Origin of the sequence: Streptomyces sp. DT190 (assembly GCF_049846985.1) — a bacterium.
GTDB lineage: Bacteria > Actinomycetota > Actinomycetes > Streptomycetales > Streptomycetaceae > Streptomyces.
Genome location: NZ_JBNCNM010000011.1, coordinates 125297 through 144923 on the forward strand (window position 1 = coordinate 125297; position 19627 = coordinate 144923).

The 19627-nt window shown below is 73.6% G+C and carries 1 protein-coding gene; it reads left to right on the top strand.

Features of this window, described 5'->3' with window-relative positions; all coding sequences use genetic code 11:
• Positions 1-72 precede the first annotated feature (72 nt).
• Positions 73-19623, top strand: coding sequence for a hypothetical protein (locus tag ACPXCS_RS20680; RefSeq protein WP_425948097.1), 19551 nt, complete (start codon positions 73-75; stop codon positions 19621-19623).
• Positions 19624-19627 lie beyond the last annotated feature (4 nt).

The following is a 19627-nucleotide window of genomic DNA, read 5'->3' on the forward strand; positions in this document are numbered from 1 at the left end:
CGCCCGCCGCTCCCGCACCGCCCCGGGAGCGGCGGCCGCGCGCTGCCCGCACACCCCCCAGGACGGCCTCCGATGAGCTTGCAGGCATCGCCCGAGGTCAACGCGATGATCTTCATCCTCACCGGGGAGAAGCTCATCGACGCGGACGAGGACCTAGCCTACGACAGCCGCAAGCCCTACTCCGGCCTGGGCCGCAAACTCGACCGGCTCTCCTCGCTGATCGAGAAGTCGATCCACGACATCGCCGAGTCCATGCCGGACGACCTGTCCAAGTCGTACGCCAAGGCGATGGGCATGCTCATCGACGACGGCGGCAAGAACTACCTGCGCGAGTTCGCCGAGCAGCTCGACAAGATTGCCGAGGGCCGGCGCAAGACCTCCATGGACATCATGGAGTCCAAGTGGCAGGTCATCGCCGAGGTCATCCGGCTGCTCATCGAGATCGCCATCTATCTGGCGATGTCCTTCTTCACCGGTGGCGCCTCGGCCAGCCAGATCATGATGGCCAAGCTGCGCAGCCGGTTCCTGATCCTCACCACGCTCAGCCATCTGCTGCAGCGGCTCCACCTCGCACCGTCCCTGACGGAGGCGTTCGCGGAGGCGTTCACCACCTTCGCGGTGCGGCTGGCGATGATGAACTTCGCCCCCGACGGCCGCCGCCCGGACGGCTTCGACTGGAACGACATTCTCAAGTCCGCCGCGTTCGGCGCGGCGGCGGGCTTCCTCACCAGCGTCTTCGACGACATCGCCAGGAACATCGTCAGGAGCTACGACAACAACTTCCTCAAGAACGGTCCCGACCTCGACTTCAAGAACCCGCCGAAGATACGCGACAACCCCGATCTCGACTTCAGGCCGAGCCCGGGCCCGAACGGCGGCAACAGCCCGAACGGGCGCCCCGGTCCGGACCCTTCCCCGAACGGCCCGACCCCGCACCGCGACACCCCGACCACCTTCCGGAACGACCCGCTCTCCTTCCGGAACAACACCAACCTGTGGCGCAACAACCAGCTCCTGCGCCACAACGCCGACCGGCCGGGCGCGCTGGCCGGCCACTACGGTCTCAAGGGAACCGCCGACTTCCTCGCCGCCGGCTCCGGCGAGGCCCTCGCGGAGATCCTGATCAAGGGAGCGTTCGACGGCGACTGGTCCACGAGCTGGTCGACCTTCGTCGGCGCGGGTATCAGCAGCCAGGTCGAAGCGACCCTCACGGACATCGCGCTGAACAGCGGCGCCGAACTCCGGCACGCCATCGACAAGTTGCGCCTCCAGCCGCCCACCGTGTCGGGCGCCGGCACCGGTTCCGGCGACCGCGACTCCACCGACGCGCCGCGTTCCGGTGACGGCGGCAACTCCGGCAGCGCCGGGGGCCCCTCGCGCGACGGGGCGGTCGGCAACGGCCCCGCCCTCACCTCACCTCCGCCCGTCACCGGGCAGTCCACCGGCTCGGGCGACTTCGCCGGCAGCCCGTCGCCGTCCACCGACCTCACGCAGAGCCCGCCCCCGCCGTACACGACCGTGGACCCCCCGGCCTACTCCCCCGGCCCGTTGCCGGTGACGGCCGCCGAGAACGCACTGTGGCAGCAGGTCCACAACGGCCCGCCGGAGATACGCGAGCAGGCGCTGCGCGACCTCGCCGGTCTGCGGGGCTCCCAGGCGCCCGGCGGCACCGAGATCGGGGTCCGCGACACGCTGCACGGCAATCTGTCGCAGTTGCCCGAGGTGCGGGTGGTGCCCACGGGGAGCGGCCCGGCCGCGCAGATCGACGCCGACGGCGTCCGCCGCGCGCTCGACTCGTTCGGCGTGCCGGTCACGGTGGACGCGCCGCTGTCCGGCGACATCTCGCTGCCGACTGACACGCCTGTCGCGAGTGATGCCCCCGTCCCGACCGGCACCCCTCTCTCGGCCGATGCCTCGCTCTCGTCTGACGCCGCGGTCTCGTCTGACGCCAACTTCTCGTCTGACGCCAACTTCTCGTCTTCGGCCGGCGTCCCCGCTGATGGCGCCGTGTCCACGGACGCCGCCGTGTCCACTGACGACGCCGTCTCCACTGACGACGCCGCCGTCACCGGCGACCGCGCGGAGACGGCTCCGGGTCAGGGCGCGGCGGCCGGACCCGTCACCAGCAGTGGCTCCGCCGCGTCCGCCTCCCCCGGTACCCAGTCCGGCGGCAGGCCCGGGAGTGTCTCCACCGGAGGGACCTCAGCGACTTCAGCGCCCTCCAACGCACCGTCGCAGGGCACCCGTACACCGGACGGCGTGCCGTTCGCGGCGGACGGCGAGCACGCCGGGCCGCAGCCGGAGGCGGCGCAGGGAGAGGTCGCTCCGGACCTGCCCGCTGGGCAGGGCGGCAACGACGCGCCGAGCGTGCGGGACAGCGGCGCGACGGACAACGGCGCGAGCGAGGCGAAGGCCGGTCCCGTCCCCACGGTCGGCTCCGCCCCGTCCGAGGCGCCCCCGCTCACCATCGTCGTCTCGGAGCTGCCGCCGCCGGGCCAGGGTTCCCCCGAAGCGGCCGAGCTGCTGGACGGGGCCGGAACCGACCGGGCCGTGGTGCTCGGGCCGCCGGCCTCGGTGGACGAGTCGGGGCATCCGGTGCGCGCGGCCGTCGAGCTGACCCGGGAAGGGCCGGGCCACCCCGTCGAGGTGCGCCCCCTCACCGGCCTGCCGCCCGCCACGGCACCGGACGGCACCGCCGGTACCGGCTTCCCCGGGTCCGACGTCCTGCTGCCGCTGGCCGACGCCTTCGGCCCGCCCGCCGCCGGGCCGGCTCCCCGGCCGGTCACCCAGAGCGGCCCGACCGCCGACGGCACCCGGACCCCGACCGTGCCCTCGCTGTCGCCTTCGCCTTCAGCGAGTGAGAAGCCGGTCCGTACCGAGTCGGCGCCCCTGACCGTGGACGCGTCGTCCACCAAGGCGCTGTCGGGGGTGACGCCTGCGACGCAGGGCATCGGGACGGGTCCGGACACCACGGTCACCGTGCCCGCCGCGGCCAAGCTCGCAACCCTGTCGCGCCCGTGGACCGAGACCGCCACCGAACTGCACCTGGAGTCGGGCGACGGCGAAGGCTCCACCGGTCGCGGGGACGGCCCGGGCCGGGGCGGCGGACGCGGGCCCGGCGACGGGGCCACCCCGCCCCCGCCTCCGCTCTCGCCCACGCCGAACACACCGGGCACGCAGAGCGCGCCGACCACGCCGGACGACGCCGCCCGGACGTCACCCGTGGCGCCTGCGGCACCGGGACGGATCATCGTGCGGCCTGCGGGCGTCACGGCCGACGCCGACGACGGCGCGGCACGCCCCGGGGGCGGGCCCGTCGTCACCACCCTCGCCGGCCACACCGTGCCCCTCGCGCAGCTGCGGCGCTGGATGCCCGGCACCGCCGCGACGCCGCAACCCGGGCGCACGGTCCGGACACTGACCATCTCGCAGAGCCCGGCCGAGGACGGCACGGCGCACAGCGAGGGGCGTCGCGCGCTGCTCGGGCAGGACACGTTCCGGGGCGTGCGCACCGTATCCACTCCCCCGGCCGCCGAGGACACCGGCACCACGTCGGCCGTCTCCCGTGCCTTCTTCACGGGCCCGCCGAGCGCGCTGCCCGGCTCCGGTACGCAGGAGGGTGCCGATTACTTCGCCGGGCACGGCACCTCCCGTACCGTCACGCTCGGCACCGACGACGCCGCGCACCCCACCGTGAAGGTGAGCGGGGTGCAGTTCGGCGAGGTGCTCAAGTCCTGGTCCGAGGACGGGAGTCCGGACCGGCCCCTCGTGCTGTTCTCCTGCGAGACCGGACGGCAGCCGGAGGTGGCGGGCCTGCCGGTGGCCCAGCACGTGGCGAACCGCACCGGGCGGCCGGTGTACGCGCCGACCACCGAGGTCGGCACGGCCCTGGACCGCGACGGCAAAGTCCGCGCGGTGCTCACCGAGGGTTCGGACGGGCCGGGCCGCTGGCGGCTGTTTACCCCGGAGCCCGTCGGAGCCGACCTCGACGATCTGGCCCGTGACGCGGGGCTGCACGCGGGCCCGGAACCCGCCGACGCCTTCACCCGCGCGCGTACCCTCCAGCATATCCGCACCCTGCGCGAGACCTTCGGCCCGGATGCCGAACAGCGTCCGGAGGTGCGGGAGTTGCTGCCCGGGCTCGCCCTGGTCGACAACCTGCGCTGGCTCAGCCCGGACACCGCGGCCCGTTACGGCGACGGCCGTATGACCCCTGGCCTGCTGCGCCGGATGGTCACCCACTGGGCCGACCCCACGGGGGGCACGACCGATCCGGCTGCCGATCCCACGCCCGAGCAGTACACGCGCTTCCTGAGCGAGGCCGCCCGGCTGCGCACCACCGCGGGTCCCGACGCCACGCTCGACACCCTGCTGCCGCCGCCACCCCCCGCGCTCCCGCCGACCACCATGGTCTCCCCCGAGGACGTGCGCGGACTGGCCTACGCGCCCTCCGCGCAGATCACCTGGTCCCTCTCCGACACCCCGCTGCCGCTCTCCGAGCTGTCCCTCAGCCCCGAGGACACCGCGGAACTCGCCCGCCGCAGGCCCGATCTGGTCCCCGCGCCGAGCCGGCCGGAGAGCCCCGCCGAGGATCTCACCCTGCTCAGCAAGGCCGCCGCCGCACCCGGCTCCTCGGACACGGTGCACGCGGACGGACTCGCCTTCACGCGCCTGGACACCCCCGGCGGTGGCAACTGCCTCTTCCGCGCGCTGCTCGACAGCGCCCGCGGCCGGCCGGTCCCGCCCGCCTGGGCGGCCCGGAACGTCGCGGGTCTGCGCGGACTGCTGCGCGACCGGATCGCGGGTACCGAGCTGGGCACCGCCGCGGTCACGGCGATCCCCGACCCGGTGTTCGCCGTGGTGGACGACCTGCGCGTGCGCGCCCTCGCGGGAGCGCGCGACGGCGACGAGAGCCGCCGGATCACCGAGGAGTGGAACCGGATCGCGCAGGCGGTGGTCACCGACGGCGATCCCGCCCGGTGGCGGCAGCTCCTGCGCGACAGCGACTACCCTCAGCTGGCCGACGTGGCACCCACCCCGGCGCAGGCGCGGCGGCTCGGTTCCGGCGCCCTGCTCGCGGCGGCCGCCGAGCGTCCCGGGCTGTGGGCGTCCCCCTTCGCCGACCTGCTCCCGGAGGCGCTGGCCCACACCCTGGACCTGGACCTGCGGCTCGTACGGCCCGACACGGCCTCGCCGGGCCGTTCACTCGTCACCTCGCTGCACCCGGGGGGCAGCGGCGGCACCCTGCACCTGGCCTACAACGGCACCGACCACTACGACGCCCTGGTCCCGGACCCGGCCCCGCCCGCCCCCGTACCGGCCCCGACCTCGCTCACCCCCGCACCGGACCCGGCCCCGCTCACTCCCGTACCGGACCCGGCCACCGCGCAGGACCCCGTCTCCCCCGACCCTCCCGCGCAGGATCCCCCCGGGCCCGGCCCCGTCACACAGGGACCGAGCACCGCCCCGGAGTCCCGGGCCGCCGACCCGGAGTCCGACACCGGCGACCGGGGCGAACCCGTGCCGCTGGAGACCCAGTTGGAACGGCACCGTCCGGCCCGTCTGCTGACCGGCCAGGACGCACCGCCGCCGGATCCGGCGCCGCGCACGGTGACGTTCGAGGACGGCAGCCGCCTGCCCACGGTCCTGATCAGCCCCGACGCCGACCCCGGTGACGGCACCCCGGGCAACAGCACGGACGGCGCCGCGCGGAACGTCCCGACCGGGCTCTTCAACGGCCCCGGCGTCACCACGCTGCGCTCCCCCGAGCTGGTCGCCCGCGAGATCTTCGACAAGCTGCCCAAGCACCTGCGCTCCCGGTTCGACGAGGCGGAGGTGCTGCGCCTGCTGACCGATCAGCCCAGTGCCTTCACCGCCCCGCGCGGTGCGCGCTTCGTGGGACGGGAGAAGTCCGGCGTCGGTCTGGAGATGACGGTTGAAGCCGTCCCGTACCACCGCTGGGAGCGCTTCTCCGACGTCGACGGCGGCACCGTACGCGTCGACACCATGCGGCGCGGCCAGGCCGGTACGGGCGGGGGGCGCAGCGTCGGATTCGGGCGCCGGATCGCCGGTGCGCTGAGCATGGGCCCCCCGCTCAACTGGCTGCTGAAGATCGGTGTCTCCCTCGGCTGGACCCGCAGGACCGACTACACCCAGGGCACGCAGGCGTACAGCCAGTCCGAGTGGCGTGCCCACGAGGGCTCGCACCTGCACCTGGACGACGTGTACTACCGGGTGCGGGTGGACCGCGTCACGGAGGGGCCGAAGCCCTCCTCGGCTCCCGCTGGCGGCGGGACTCCCCGGTCCACCACACGGTCCGACGCGCCCGCTGCGCAACCGGCCTGGCGGCGCACCCAGGTGCACACCGCGGACTTCGCGCTGCGCGACGGGCTCAGCTGGCGGCTGCCGGACGACCTCACCGTGCCCTTCAAGGGGCCCCGGCGCGCCCCCCGGACGCTCACCTTCCCGGACGGTGCCGAGCCGCGGGTCACCGACGTCACCGGCCTGCACCTGACCGACCCGCCGGAGGACCTGGCCCTCGCCGTCTCCGGCGCGCGGCCCGGCAGTTCGGCCCACCGCACCATGGTGTCGTACGTCCGCCCGACGCGGCTGCTCGCGCTGTTCGGACGGATGACCAACCCTGTCACCGGGCCCGAGCTGACCCGGGGCGGCAGCCGGCACCCGCTGGGGCACCTGATCGTGGAGCGGTCGGTGCCGACCCAGGCCACCCTGGTCACCGAGTCGGTCAAGGCCGAGCTGCGCGACCTCACCCAGACCACGTACCAGAACGAACGCGGACACGTCCGTGACACCCGCTTCGGCATCCAGGTCACCGCCGGGCCGAATCACACCTTCGTCGGCCCGGAGACGGACGTACGCGTCCAGGGCGGTCCGCTGGTCCGCGCGGACCTCACCAGCGGGCGCGGCCACTACCTCGGTGCGGACGCGGCGCGCAAGACCACCGGCCGCGTCCGCAACCACCCCGTGGCGCTCTACCGGGTGGAGCGCACCCTGATGGTGCGGAAGCCCGGTGAGCCGGCGTCGGCGGCGCGTCCGGTCCGGGTGGTCAGCCTGGACTGGATGTCCACCCAGGACGCCCGTCGCCTCGCGGGCTGGGACAGCCGTACGCCCGGCCAGGCCGGGCCGAACCCGGACGCCGAGCCGCCCGTGCCGTGGTACCTCACCCGCGAGGACCCGGTCCACCTCGGCGGTCAGGTCCGGGCCGAGGCCTTCCGGCCCGAGCGCCCGCACCACGACCCCGTGCGCGACGACCAGGACCGGCCTCGGCCTCAGGGGCAGGACCGCCCGCAGGTTCCGCCCCCGGCCCACGCACCGGCACCGGCACCCTCGCCCGCGCCGCCCCCGACCCCGGCAGCCCCGCCTGCGCCCGCGCCGGCCCCGGCACCCGCTCAGGACCCGGCCGGGCAGCCGGTGCCGCAGGACCCGATGCGTGTCTTCGCCGACGCCGTGCTGGACACGCTGCACCGCTCGTACCCGTCGCTGTTCGTCCCGCCGCTGATGCTGCGCCACCCGCGGCTGGCCAGGTTCTGGTACGGCGACGGGCGGATGCGGACCGCGCTGCACAACGACCGTCAGGTGCGCGAGGCGCTCAACCGGCCGAGCCTGGCGCAGAGCCTGGACGACCTGACCACCACCGGCGTCCCGGTCACCCTCACCGAGGACGGCAAGGTGCACCGCGGCCACCACACCCTGATCCTCAGGGCGCGTCTGAGCGACCGGCGGTTCGAGACCACCATGAGCGAGCGCTCCCTGCGCAACGCCGTGATCGGCACCGAGATCTCCGGCCAGGGGCAGCAGGCGTCCACCACGCTGTCCGGCGGCGTCGAGCTGGGCATCTCGCCGCGGGACCACGACAAGGTGCCCGAGGCCGGGCTGCCGCGCCAGACCGGCAACATCACCGTCGGCGCCCGCTACGCCAAGACCGACCAGAAGGCGACCAGGAACACGGTCGCGGTCACGCACGACCACCTCACGTTCCAGAACGGCGCCGACCTGTACAGCTACCGGGTGGAGCTGGGCGCCACGTTCGAGGGGCACCGCCGCCCGCGGGGCTGGGCCCGGCTCGCCTCGGTCGGCGTGCTCGGTGCCGGTGTCTTCGTCAGCAAGGTCGAGGAGCGGCCCCTGTTCACTCGGGGCACCGAGACCATGGGCCGGGTGGAGCTGGCCGTGCCCGCCGCGCACGGCTCCGAACGCCACGCCCCCGCCGACCCGCCGGCCGGCGGGCCTGCCCCGGCCCCCGCGACCACCTCGCAGCGGCTGTCCTCCACCGAGGCCGAGCAACTCCTCGACGGCACCCGTCCGTTGCACCGGGTGGACCCGGCCGACCGGCGGCTCATCCAGCGGCTGCTGAGGGCCCCGCACGTGGTGCTCAGCACCGAGGGCGGCCTGCGGCGTCAGCAGCTCGCGCAGGACACCGCCGACCGGGCCACCGGCTCGTCCTGGCACGTCGGCGCGCCCGGCGCACCGGCCCGTACCGCGCTGCGCCGGGCCATGGCGAACCTCAGCGTGGCCGGCCAACTGGGGCAGTACCTGGGCCCGTTCGGCTCGCGCATCGCGGGACTGACCGGGGCCGGACCGCTCCAGGCGCACTACCTCAAGGCCGCGATCCGCGGCGAACTGCACAACCTGCGCGTCAAAAGCGACCCGAGGCCGGCCAGCCTGGAAGCCACCCTCGGCAACGAGCACCGCGTCCTCGGCAGCGCGAGCACCGTCGCGCACGCCACCCTCGGCGTCCAGGGTGCCGACATGCCACTGCAACAGGCCCCCGGCCAGCCCGCGGTGGTCGGCACCTACGCGACCGCCCTGCAGTACGCCTGGGGCCGGGGCCGCAGCGTCGCGCAGACCCTCACGCGGGGCCGCAACACCACCCTCACCTTCGCCGGGCGCATGTACCTGGTGGTCGCCGACGCCGCCGAGACCATCGCGGTGCGAGACCGGTGGACGGCCGCGATGGGCATGGTGGGCACCCGTGCCGGAGCCCGGATCAGCTCCGCGGCCGGGCGCCTCTCGGAGCACCTCGGCCGCCGCCTGGCCCCCCGCCGGGCCGCCGCCGCGCTCCAGCGCATCCGCGACGCGGTGATGTTCCACCTGCCGATGCAGGACGCCATCGAGGCCGGGCTCGCCCCGGACGGGCTGGGCACCACCACTCCGCACAACCTCGGCGGCGGCTACCGGGTGCCCGGCTTCGTGCGCGGCCGGCGCTTCCCCAGCCACCCCAGCGGCCAGCTCGACGCGAGCCGAGCCGCCAGTCAGCTCATGGGGCAGCTGGAGAAGATCGGTGTGCCCTCGCACGACCGCGAGCAGGTCCTGCAGCGGCTCTCACCTGACTTCCTCCGCGCCCACGTGCACGAACTGACCACCGACGGGATGACCCTGCCGGTGCGTTACCGCACCTGGTCGAGCCCGCACCACCTGCCGGTCGGCGGCAGTCCCGGACAGCTCCACTTCAAGCTGACGCCGGTCACCACCACCGTGGAGAAGCTGCGCACCGGCTTCGAGCTGGAGGACTACCGGACCATCGCCCGCGACGACGCCGTCGCCGACTCCCAGGACCGCGGCGCCGACGTGACGCTCAGTGTCACCCAGCGCGCCGCGGACAGCGGCGGCGTCCTCACCGCCAACCCCTCGCTCCAGGGCACCGCGGCCAAGCAGCGGTCGAGCACCCGGACGGAGACGACCGGCAGCACCGCGATGCCGAACATCGCCACCACGCAGGCACACGCCGAGATCGTCACCAGCTATGTGCTGACCGTCTCCATGACCGACGTGACCGGCACGCCCCTCGCCCCCCGGGTCGGCGCCTCGGTCGGCACCCTGAACGAGATGCTGCCGGCCTCGCTGCTCACCCCCGACGGGGACGGTGCGGACAGCGCGCTCACCGAGCAGGACGTGCCCGAACCGGAGCGCGCGGTCAGGCTGCTCACCGCCGAGCAGGCCCGACCCGAGGGCATCGCGGCCTGGCGCACCTCCACCGGCGACACCGACGGCACCAGCGACACCGACGGCACGGACAGCACCCGTCGGCAGGCCACCGCCCCGGGCACCACCGCCCCGGGCGCGACCGACTCCGACGTCCTTCCCTTCGACGACCGCATCGGCTCCGGGATGCTCGCCGTGGACATCCTCGGCGCGGCCAACGTGCAGGACGCGCTCACCCTCGCCACCGCCCGCGCGGACGGTTTCGGCGACGGCGACCTGGGGCGCCGGCACACCGGCACGAGCCTCGCCGAACGGGTGCGCATGGCTCGTCTCACCCCGCTCACCGGGCTCGGCACGGCCCCCGCCCAGGCCCAGGCGGAGGCCACCTCGCAGGGCGGTCTGACCGCCGGCTTCCGCGAGGCGCTGGGCCCGAACGGCTCGCCGCTGCCCACCCAGTCCTCCGCCCGCCTCTTCGGCCAGTCCCACACCGCCGACTCCCGTCTGTACGCGAAGATGCACCGCAGCGGCGCCCGGCTGCTCGCCGTGGAGAACAAGCCCCGTATGGAGGCCATGCAGCGCCGCAAGACCTCCGACGCGCTGGAGTCCGGCATCACCGACAACGTCGAGGGCGCGGTGGGCACCGCTCCGCTGGCGGGCACCAGTAACGCGGGCGTGCTCAACCCCGGCGTCACGGTCCCGATCGGCGGGGCCAACGACACGACGGCCCTCAAGGGCTCGGTGGACACCACGCTGGGCACCCACGTGAAGGTCGTCACCGACCGCAGCATGCTCTTCGCGCTGCCGGTGAGCTGGCTGTCGGTCACCGAGGCGCACCACCAGATCACCGACAGCCGCCCGCTGCACGCCCTGGGCAAGGCCAAGCGCGGACCGCGTGCCGCGGAGGCCCGGACGACGGCCCTGGTCTGGCTGCGCGAGGACATCGCCCGTGACTACGGCCTCCTCGACGACACCTCCTTCCCCGACGCGGTCGGCTCGGCCTGGGACGACCTGGCGAAGGCGACCGCGGACCTGGCCACGGCCGAGCAGCGCTACTACGACGCCCGCGCCCGGGCCCGCGACACCTGGCTCGACCTGACTGCGCAGGAGCAGGCCGCCCTCGGCGACGACACCTCCGAGCCCCTCGCCCCGGACTCCGCACAGCGGTCACCGGCCGTCGACGCCTGGCAGGCGGCCCGCGCGGAGGTCCGCCTCTGGGAGCAGCGCACCGACGCCGCCGCCGCGGAGCACCACCGTCTGCACCTGGCCGCCACCCGCCTCACCGCCCACCACCGCGACCCGTCCGCGGTCCCGGCGCCGGAGAAGCCGCAGGAGTACACCGAGCCGGCGTGGCGCTCCGAGGCCCCCGAGCCGTACGCCATCACCGACGCCGCCGGTTCCGGTCCCCGCACCCTCACCTCGCCGGACGGCGCCACGGTGCGCGAGGTGCACGACGTGCCGCACGACGGCGCCTCGTTCTTCCACGCGCTGCTCGCCGTCGCCCAGGACCGGGGCCGGCTGCCCCATCTGCTGGGCACCGACCTCGCGGACCGGTTCGCCGCCGCCCCCGGTGACCCCGAGGTCACCGCGGAGGCCGTCGGCGCCGCACGCGACCGTCTCGCCTGGGAACTGGGCGAGGACGGCAACGAGGACCTGCTCGACGCACTCGCCCTGGACGCGGCCGACACCTTCACCCAGGACGAACTCGACGCCGCCGGGGTCGAGTTCGCAGCGGCCCAGCAGGCCGAGTTCGACGCCTTCGGGCGCCTCCCGCAGACCTTCTGGCCCACTCCCGGCCAGCGGGTGGCCCTGGCAGTCACCGCCCTGTCCCGTCCGTTCGCGAGCGAGCCCCGCCCGGACGCGGCAGCGGACCCGGACGACGAGCAGGCCCCGCCGGAGCGTCGCGCGGGTGACCACGGCGGCGCCGATCTGCTGCCCGCCCTGGCCGCCCGGGTCCTGGGCACGCCGCTCACCGTGGTCACCGGCGAGGGCCGCAGTCAGCTGTTCCTTCCGCACGGTGCCGACCCGGCCGGTGTGCGGCCGGCCACCGACCCGGTCCTCTTCGCCGCCGGGGGCTTCTTCCACGCCGCGCTCCCGCCCGGCACCCCGCCCCCGGTCGCCACCGCGCTGCCCGCTCCCGCCGGCTCCATCGTGTCCACGGACGCCGCGGGCACGGGCACGACGGCCGCGGACCCCACCCGCGGCACGCCCGGCAAGCCCCTGCCCCACCGCAGTCACGCCACGCCGCCCTGGTCGCCGCCCGCGGCGCCCTCCGGCCCGCGCTACCGCCTCGACCGGGACGGGGTGCTCACCGCACCCGACGGCGCCACCTACACCCAGGGCACGCCCACCGGCCGCGGCAACGGCTTCTTCGGCGCTCTGTCCACGGCCCTGCGTGAGGCGGCCGCCCGGCCCGGCCTGCCCTCCCGCGAGGCGGCACGCCTGCGTACCCGTGCCGGGGCGACGCCCTCCCAGCTGATGCGGCTGAACGGCCCTCCCGGCCCAGCGGCCGAGCGCGACGCGCTGTTCGCACCGCCGCCACTGCGGCTCCGCCCGGGCGCGCCCGCGCCGAGTACCGAGGCCCTCGAAGGACATCTGCGCCGCCATCTGTCCATGGCCCCGTGGGGTCCCGAGGCCGACCGCGCGGTGGCCGAGTGGGCCGCCGCCGCGACCGGCACGACCGTCACCCTGATCGAGGAGAACGGCACCGCCCACACCTACGCCGGCCCCTCCGCGGACAGCCCTCACCTGCGGCTGCGACGCCGTGGCCGTGACGTCGTCCCGCTGCTGTCCCGCACCCCGGCGCCCGAGCCGGTCCGGGTACGGGAGGCACCTCCCACGGAGACGACCGGCCTCGGGACGACCGGCCTCGCGCCCCTGCTGGAACAGGACGGAGAGGAGGCGTACGAGCTGAGCACGCTGTCCGGCACCGGTACGGACATGCCGTCCACCTCCTCGGAGCCGGCCCTGCGTCCCTTCAAGCTGGGCAGCTTCGAGTTCACCAACCTCAACCAGACGGACGCCTACCTCGACAAGGCCGTCCGCATCATCGAACTGCTCGACGAACACACCACCATCAAGAACTACATCGGCGACCGCACCGTCCGGATCACCCTGCACCTGCGCACCACCGAGACACCGGCGGACGTCATCGACCGCGGCACCGACGGCGTCGACATCAACCTCGCCAGCTACTACTTCGAGAAGTACGACACCGGCTACATCATGGGCATGCTCGCCCACGAGATCGGCCTGCACCCCCTCGCCTCCCGCAACCCGGAGATCGCGGAGCAGGAAGAGGCCTACCAGGGCATGCCCCTGACCGTGCCGGGCCTGACCGACCTCGATCCGCCGCGCACCATGAGCACCGACCGGGCGGGGCAGGCCGACCACGTCATGGCCGCCTATCCGGCCACCATCCGGCACCGCCTCTACCGCGACATCGTCATCGAGATGGCCCAGGTGCTCGCGCAGCGCGCCCGGGTGGGCGTGCCCGGCGCCAAGTCCCAGGACGTGACCGACCTGTTCGACACGTATCTGATGGACCTCGCCTCGATCGCGGTCACCAGCGACTACCGGCTCAACGCGGTCAAGGAGCCGAACTACACGGCACGGGTCTACAACGCCTACAAGGAGGAGCTGCGCGCCCAGTTGGGCGACAACACGGCGCTGCGCAGTCTCCTGCCGTCGAACAAGACCCTGTTCGGTGTCGCACGGAACTTCACCCAGCTCGCGACGAGCATCGCGACCAACAACCGCGGTGACAGCATCCAGCGGCCCCCCGGGACGGGCGAGGCACGCCCACGGCTGCCCGGGAACGACAGCGGCACGGCACCGCTCCCGTCGCCCTCCGCTGCGCCGTCACGGGGATCTCGCGACCACCGTCCCCGGTTCGTCGTCCGATCGGGCTTCGACGCCCGGCGCTTCACCTACGCCGGTGAGCCGGTCACCGACCTCACCGTGCGCGTCGCGCTGCGTGGTACGGACGAGCAAGCCGCCCACGTCTTCGGGCAACTCCAGGGCGGCGTGCGGGAGTTCCTCAACGACCCGGCCTATCGGCTGCCCAACGGCGACCGGCTGCACGTCACGGTCGAACACGTCGACCCCACCGACCCGGACGCCGAACCGCCGCACCTGACCGTGGACCTGGCCGGCCGGGACCGGGCGATGGACCAGGTGACCTGGTGGGCCGACGCCGCGCCGGTCCAACTGGTGCACGAGCTCACCCACCAGCTCGGCCTGCGCGACGAGTACCGCGACGCCGACGCCCCGCACCGCCCCCACGTCCTCGGCAGCCTGCTCGGCGGTCTCGACGAGGCGCCCGAGGACTCCTCGCTCGCTCCCGCCGGACTGCGCGACCGGCACCTGGCCCTGCTCGGAGCCCTCATCGGCGAGGTGGACCGGACGCCCGCGCCGCAGGGCGAGTCGTCCGACCCGAGCTGGGCGGCGGCCCGGAGCGCCGCCGCTCGCGAGCCCCGCGAGTCCGTGTGGGTCGACCCGGTGTCGCTGCCCCGGACCGCCGACGGCACCACGAGCGGCGGCGTCCCGGCCCACATGCCGCAGGACACGGACACGGCGTCCACGGCTCCGCGTCCCTTCAAGCTGGGCAGCTTCGAGTTCACCAACCTCAACCAGACGGACGCCTACCTCGACAAGGCCGTCCGCATCATCGAACTGCTCGACGAACACGCCACCATCAAGAACTACATCGGCGACCGCACCGTCCGGATCACCCTGCACCTGCGCACCACCGAGACCCCGGCGGACGTCATCGACCGCGGCACCGACGGCGTCGACATCAACCTCGCCAGCTACTACTTCGAGAAGTACGACACCGGCTACATCATGGGCATGCTCGCCCACGAGATCGGCCTGCACCCCCTCGCCTCCCGCAACACCAGGATCCCCGAGGAGGAGGAGCTGTACCGGGGCATGCCCCTGCTGGTCCCCGGCCTGGAAACCCTCAAGACCCCCCGCTTCATGAACACCGAGGGCGCCGGCCAGGGAGACCACATCATGGCCGCCTTCCCCCACACCCTGCGCCACGGCATCTACCGCGACATCGTCCTGGAGATGGCCGCCGTCCTGGAGCGGCGCGCCCGGGTGGGCGTGCCCGGGGCCAAGACCCGGGACGTCACCGATCTGATCGACACCTACCTGATGGACCTGGCCTCCATCGCGGTGACGAACGACCACCGGGCCAAGGCGATCCTCGACCCCGGCTACACGGCCCGGGTCTACAACGCCTACAAGGCGCAGTTCGCCGAGCGGCTGGCCGAGGACAGCCCCGTCCGTTCCCTGCTGCCCGCCGACAAGGGCCGGTTCGGTGTGCTGGGCGACTTCGCCCAACTCGCCACCAGCGTCGGCACCAACAACCGGGGCGACAGCATCCAGCAGCCCGCCGCCGCGACTCCGACGGCCCCGACCACCGGCGAGGCACGTCCCCGGCTTCCCCAGGCAGGCACCGACGGCACACCGGCCGGCGGCGTCCCGCCCCGCATGCCGCAGGACCCGGAATCCTCGCCCGCGGCGCCGGAACAGGTCCTCCTCGTCCCCTTCAAGTCGGGGAACTTCCAGTTCACCAACCTCAAGCACACGAACGAGAGGTACCGCGACAAGGCGATCCGCATCATCGAGCTGCTCCGCAAGCACGACACGATCCGCGCGTACGTCGACGACCGTCCCGTCCGGATCACCCTGCACGTGCGCACCACCGAGACCCCGGCGGACGTCATCGACCGCGGCGCCGACGGCGTCGACATCAACCTCGCCAGCTACTACTTCGAGAAGTACGACACCGGCTACATCATGGGCATGCTCGCCCATGAGATCGGCCTGCACCCCCTCGCCTCCCGCAACAGCAAGATCCCCGAGGAAGAAGAGTTGTACCGCGGCATGCCCCTGCTGGTCCCCGGCCTGGAAACCCTCAAGACCCCCCGCTTCATGAACACCGAGGGCGCCGGCCAGGAAGACCACATCATGGCCGCCTTCCCCCACACCCTGCGCCACGGCATCTACCGCGACATCATCCTGGAGATGGCCGCCGTCCTGGCGGAAGAAGCGCGCACGGGCGAGGAAGGTGCCAAGGCCAGGGACGTCACGGACCTCATCGACACCTACCTCATGGACCTGGCCACGATCGCCGTCACCAACGACCGGCGCAGGGACGCGGCCTGGGAGCCCCGTTACACGGCGAAGGTCTACAACGCCTACAAGGAGCAGTTCGCCGCGCGGCTGTCCGCCGACAGCCCGGTACGCCCGCTGCTGCCGCCGGACAAGAGCTGGTACAACGTCACCAACAACTTCGTCGGTCTCGGCGCCAGCTTCGCCTTCAACAACCAGGGCGACAGCATCCAGGCCCCCGCACCGGGGGCGAGCGGCCGGCCGGCGGACGAGTCCCGGCCGCGGCTCTCCGGCACCGACGGCGACCCGGCGCCGTCACACCCCGCCTCCGGTGCGCCACGGCCGCGGGGGCCACGCGACCACCGTCCCCGGTTCGTCGTCCGCTCGGGCTTCGACGCCCGGCGCTTCACCTACGACGGCGAGCCCGTCACCGACCTCACCGTCCGCGTCGCCCTGCGCGGCCCGCACGACGTGCAGTCCCCCGTGTTCGACCGGCTGCGCGCGGGCGTGGACGAGCTCCTCAACGCTCCCGGTCACCTGCTCCCCGGTGGAGACCGGCTGCACGTGACCGTCGAACACGTCGACCCCTCCGACCCGGACGCCGCGCCGCCGCACCTGACCGTGGACCTCACCGGCCGGGACCGGCCCATGGACCAGAACACCTGGTGGACCGACGCCACCCCCGCCCAACTGACCCACGAACTCACCCACCAGCTCGGCCTGCGCGACGAGTACCGCGACGCCGACGCCCCGCACCGCCCCCACATCCCCGGCAGCCTCCTCGGCGCCCTCGACGAAGACCCCGAGGACACCTCACTCGCCGCGTCCGGTCTGCGCGGCCGGCACCTGGCCCTGCTGGCGGCTCTGATCGGGGAGGTGCCACCGCGGCCTCGACCCGGTGACGAGGACACCGATCGGACCTGGGAGGAGACACGCACCGGCACCACGCCGGTCCCGCGCAGCTCCGTCTGGGTGGACCCCGTCTCCCTGCCCGGAGCCGGCGACGGCTCCGACGGCACGATGGGCACCGAGGTGCCCGCCCACATGCCCGGCAGCGCGGATCCGGCGCCCGCCGCTCCGGAGCCGACGCTGACGCCCTTCCGTTCGGGGAACTTCGAGTTCACCAACCTCAAGCACACGAACGAGAGGTACCGCGACAAGGCGGTCCGCATCATCGAACTGCTCGGGGACCACCCGACGATCCGGGACTACGTCGGCAACCGGACGGTCCGGATCACCCTGCACGTGCGCACCACCGAGACACCGGCGGACGTGCGCGACCTGGGCCCCGACGGCGTGCAGATCAACCTCGCCAGCTACTACTTCGAGAAGTACGACATCGGCTACATCATGGGCATGCTCGCCCACGAGATCGGCCTGCACCCCCTCGCCTCCCGCAATCCGGAGATCGCCGAACAGGAAGAGGCGTACCAGGGCAGGCCCCTGCTGGTGCCGGGCCTGACCGACCTCGACCCGCCGCGCACCATGGACACCGACCGGGCGGGCCAAACCGACCACGTCATGGCGGCGCACCCGCCCACCATCCGGCACCGCGTCTACCGCGACATCGTGCTGCAGATGGCCGAACTGCTGGCACAGGCCGCGCGAGCCGGTGTGGAGGGAGCCAAGCCGAAGGACGTCACCGACCTGATCGACACCTATCTGATGGACCTGGCCTCCATCGCGATCACCAGCGACTACCGGGTGAACGCGGCCAAGGAACCCGGCAACACCGCCAAGGTCTACAACGCCTACAAGGCGCAGTTCGCCGAACGCCTCGCCGAGGACAGCCCCGTCCGCCCCCTGCTGCCCTCCGACAAGGGCCGGTTCGGCGTCATCCGGGACTTCGCCCAGCTCGCCACCAGCATCGCGGCCAACAACCGCGGCGACAGCATCCAGCGGCCCCTCGGCCCGATCGAGGCCCGCCCGCGGCTCCCCCAGCAGCCGGACCAGGACAGCTCCGGACAGCCGCAGCCGACCGCCGGACGGCCGGCCGGTCGGCGTGACGACCGCCCCCGGTTCGTGGTGCGTTCGGGCTTCGACGCCCGGCGCTTCACCCATGACGGCGAGCCCGTCACCGACCTCACCGTCCGCGTCGCCCTGCGCGGCCCGCACGACGAGCAGTCCCCCGTGTTCGACCGGCTGCGCGCGGGCGTGGACGAACTCCTCAACGACCCCGCCTACCGGCTGCCCAACGGGGACCGGCTGCACGTGACCGTCGAGCACGTCGACCCCTCCGACCCGGACGCCGCGCCGCCGCACCTGACCGTGGACCTCACCGGCCGGGACCGGCCCATGGACCAGAACACCTGGTGGACCGACGCCACCCCCGCCCAACTGACCCACGAACTCACCCACCAGCTCGGCCTGCGCGACGAGTACCGCGACGCCGACGCCCCGCACCGCCCCCACATCCCCGGCAGCCTCCTCGGCGCCCTCGACGAAGACCCCGAGGACACCTCACTGCCCACCGCGGGCCTCCGCGACCGGCACCTGCGTCTCCTGGACGCCCTCATCGGCGACCTCGACCCCGCGCCGAGCCGCCCGTCCGAGCCGAGCTGGGACGCGGCACGCCTGGCCACCACTCCCGCCCCCCGCGCATCCGTCTGGATCGACCCGGTCTCGCTCCCCGCCCCGCGACCGGACGTCACCGACACCGCCGAGGTGCCCGCCCGGATGCCGTCGGAGACGGGCGACGGGCACAACGCCCCCGCCGCTCCTTCGCCGGCACCGGTCCCCGTCCCGTTCAAGTCGGGCAACTTCGAGTTCACCAACCTCAAGCACACGGACGTGAGATACCGCGACAAGGCGGTCCGGATCATCGAACTGCTCGGGGACCACCCGACGATCCGGGACTACGTCGGCAACCGGACGGTCCGGATCACCCTGCACGTGCGCACCACCGAGACCCCGGCGGACGTCATCGACCGCGGCACCGACGGCGTCGACATCAACCTCGCCAGCTACTACTTCGAGAAGTACGACACCGGCTACATCATGGGCATGCTCGCCCACGAGATCGGCCTGCACCCCCTCGCCTCCCGCGACACGGGGATCCCCGACGAGGAGTCCATGTTCCAGGACATCCCGCTGCCGGTGCCGGGACTGGGAGATCTGGCCGTCCCGCGGACCATGAGCACGCGGGGCGCCGGGCAGGCCGACCACATCATGGCGGCCTTCCCCAGCAGCACGCGGCACCGCATCTACCGCGAGATCGTCGTGGAGACGGCCCGGATGCTCGCCCGGCAGGCGCAGGCGGGGGAAGAGGGCGCGAAGGCCTCGGACGTCACCGACCTGTTCGACTGCTACCTCATGGACCTGGCGTCCATCGCGATCACCAACGACTACCGGATGAACGCGGCCAAGGAACCCGGCAACACCGCCAGGGTCTTCAACGCCTACAAGGACCTGCTGCGCGCCCGGCTGGAGGACGAGCCCGTGCTGCGCAACCTCCTGCCGACGAACAAGAGCCTCTTCGGGGTGATCAACGACTTCCGCCGCATCGGCACGTCCCTCGCGCTCAACAACCGGGGCGACAGCATCCAGCAGGCCGGCGCCACCTGAGGAC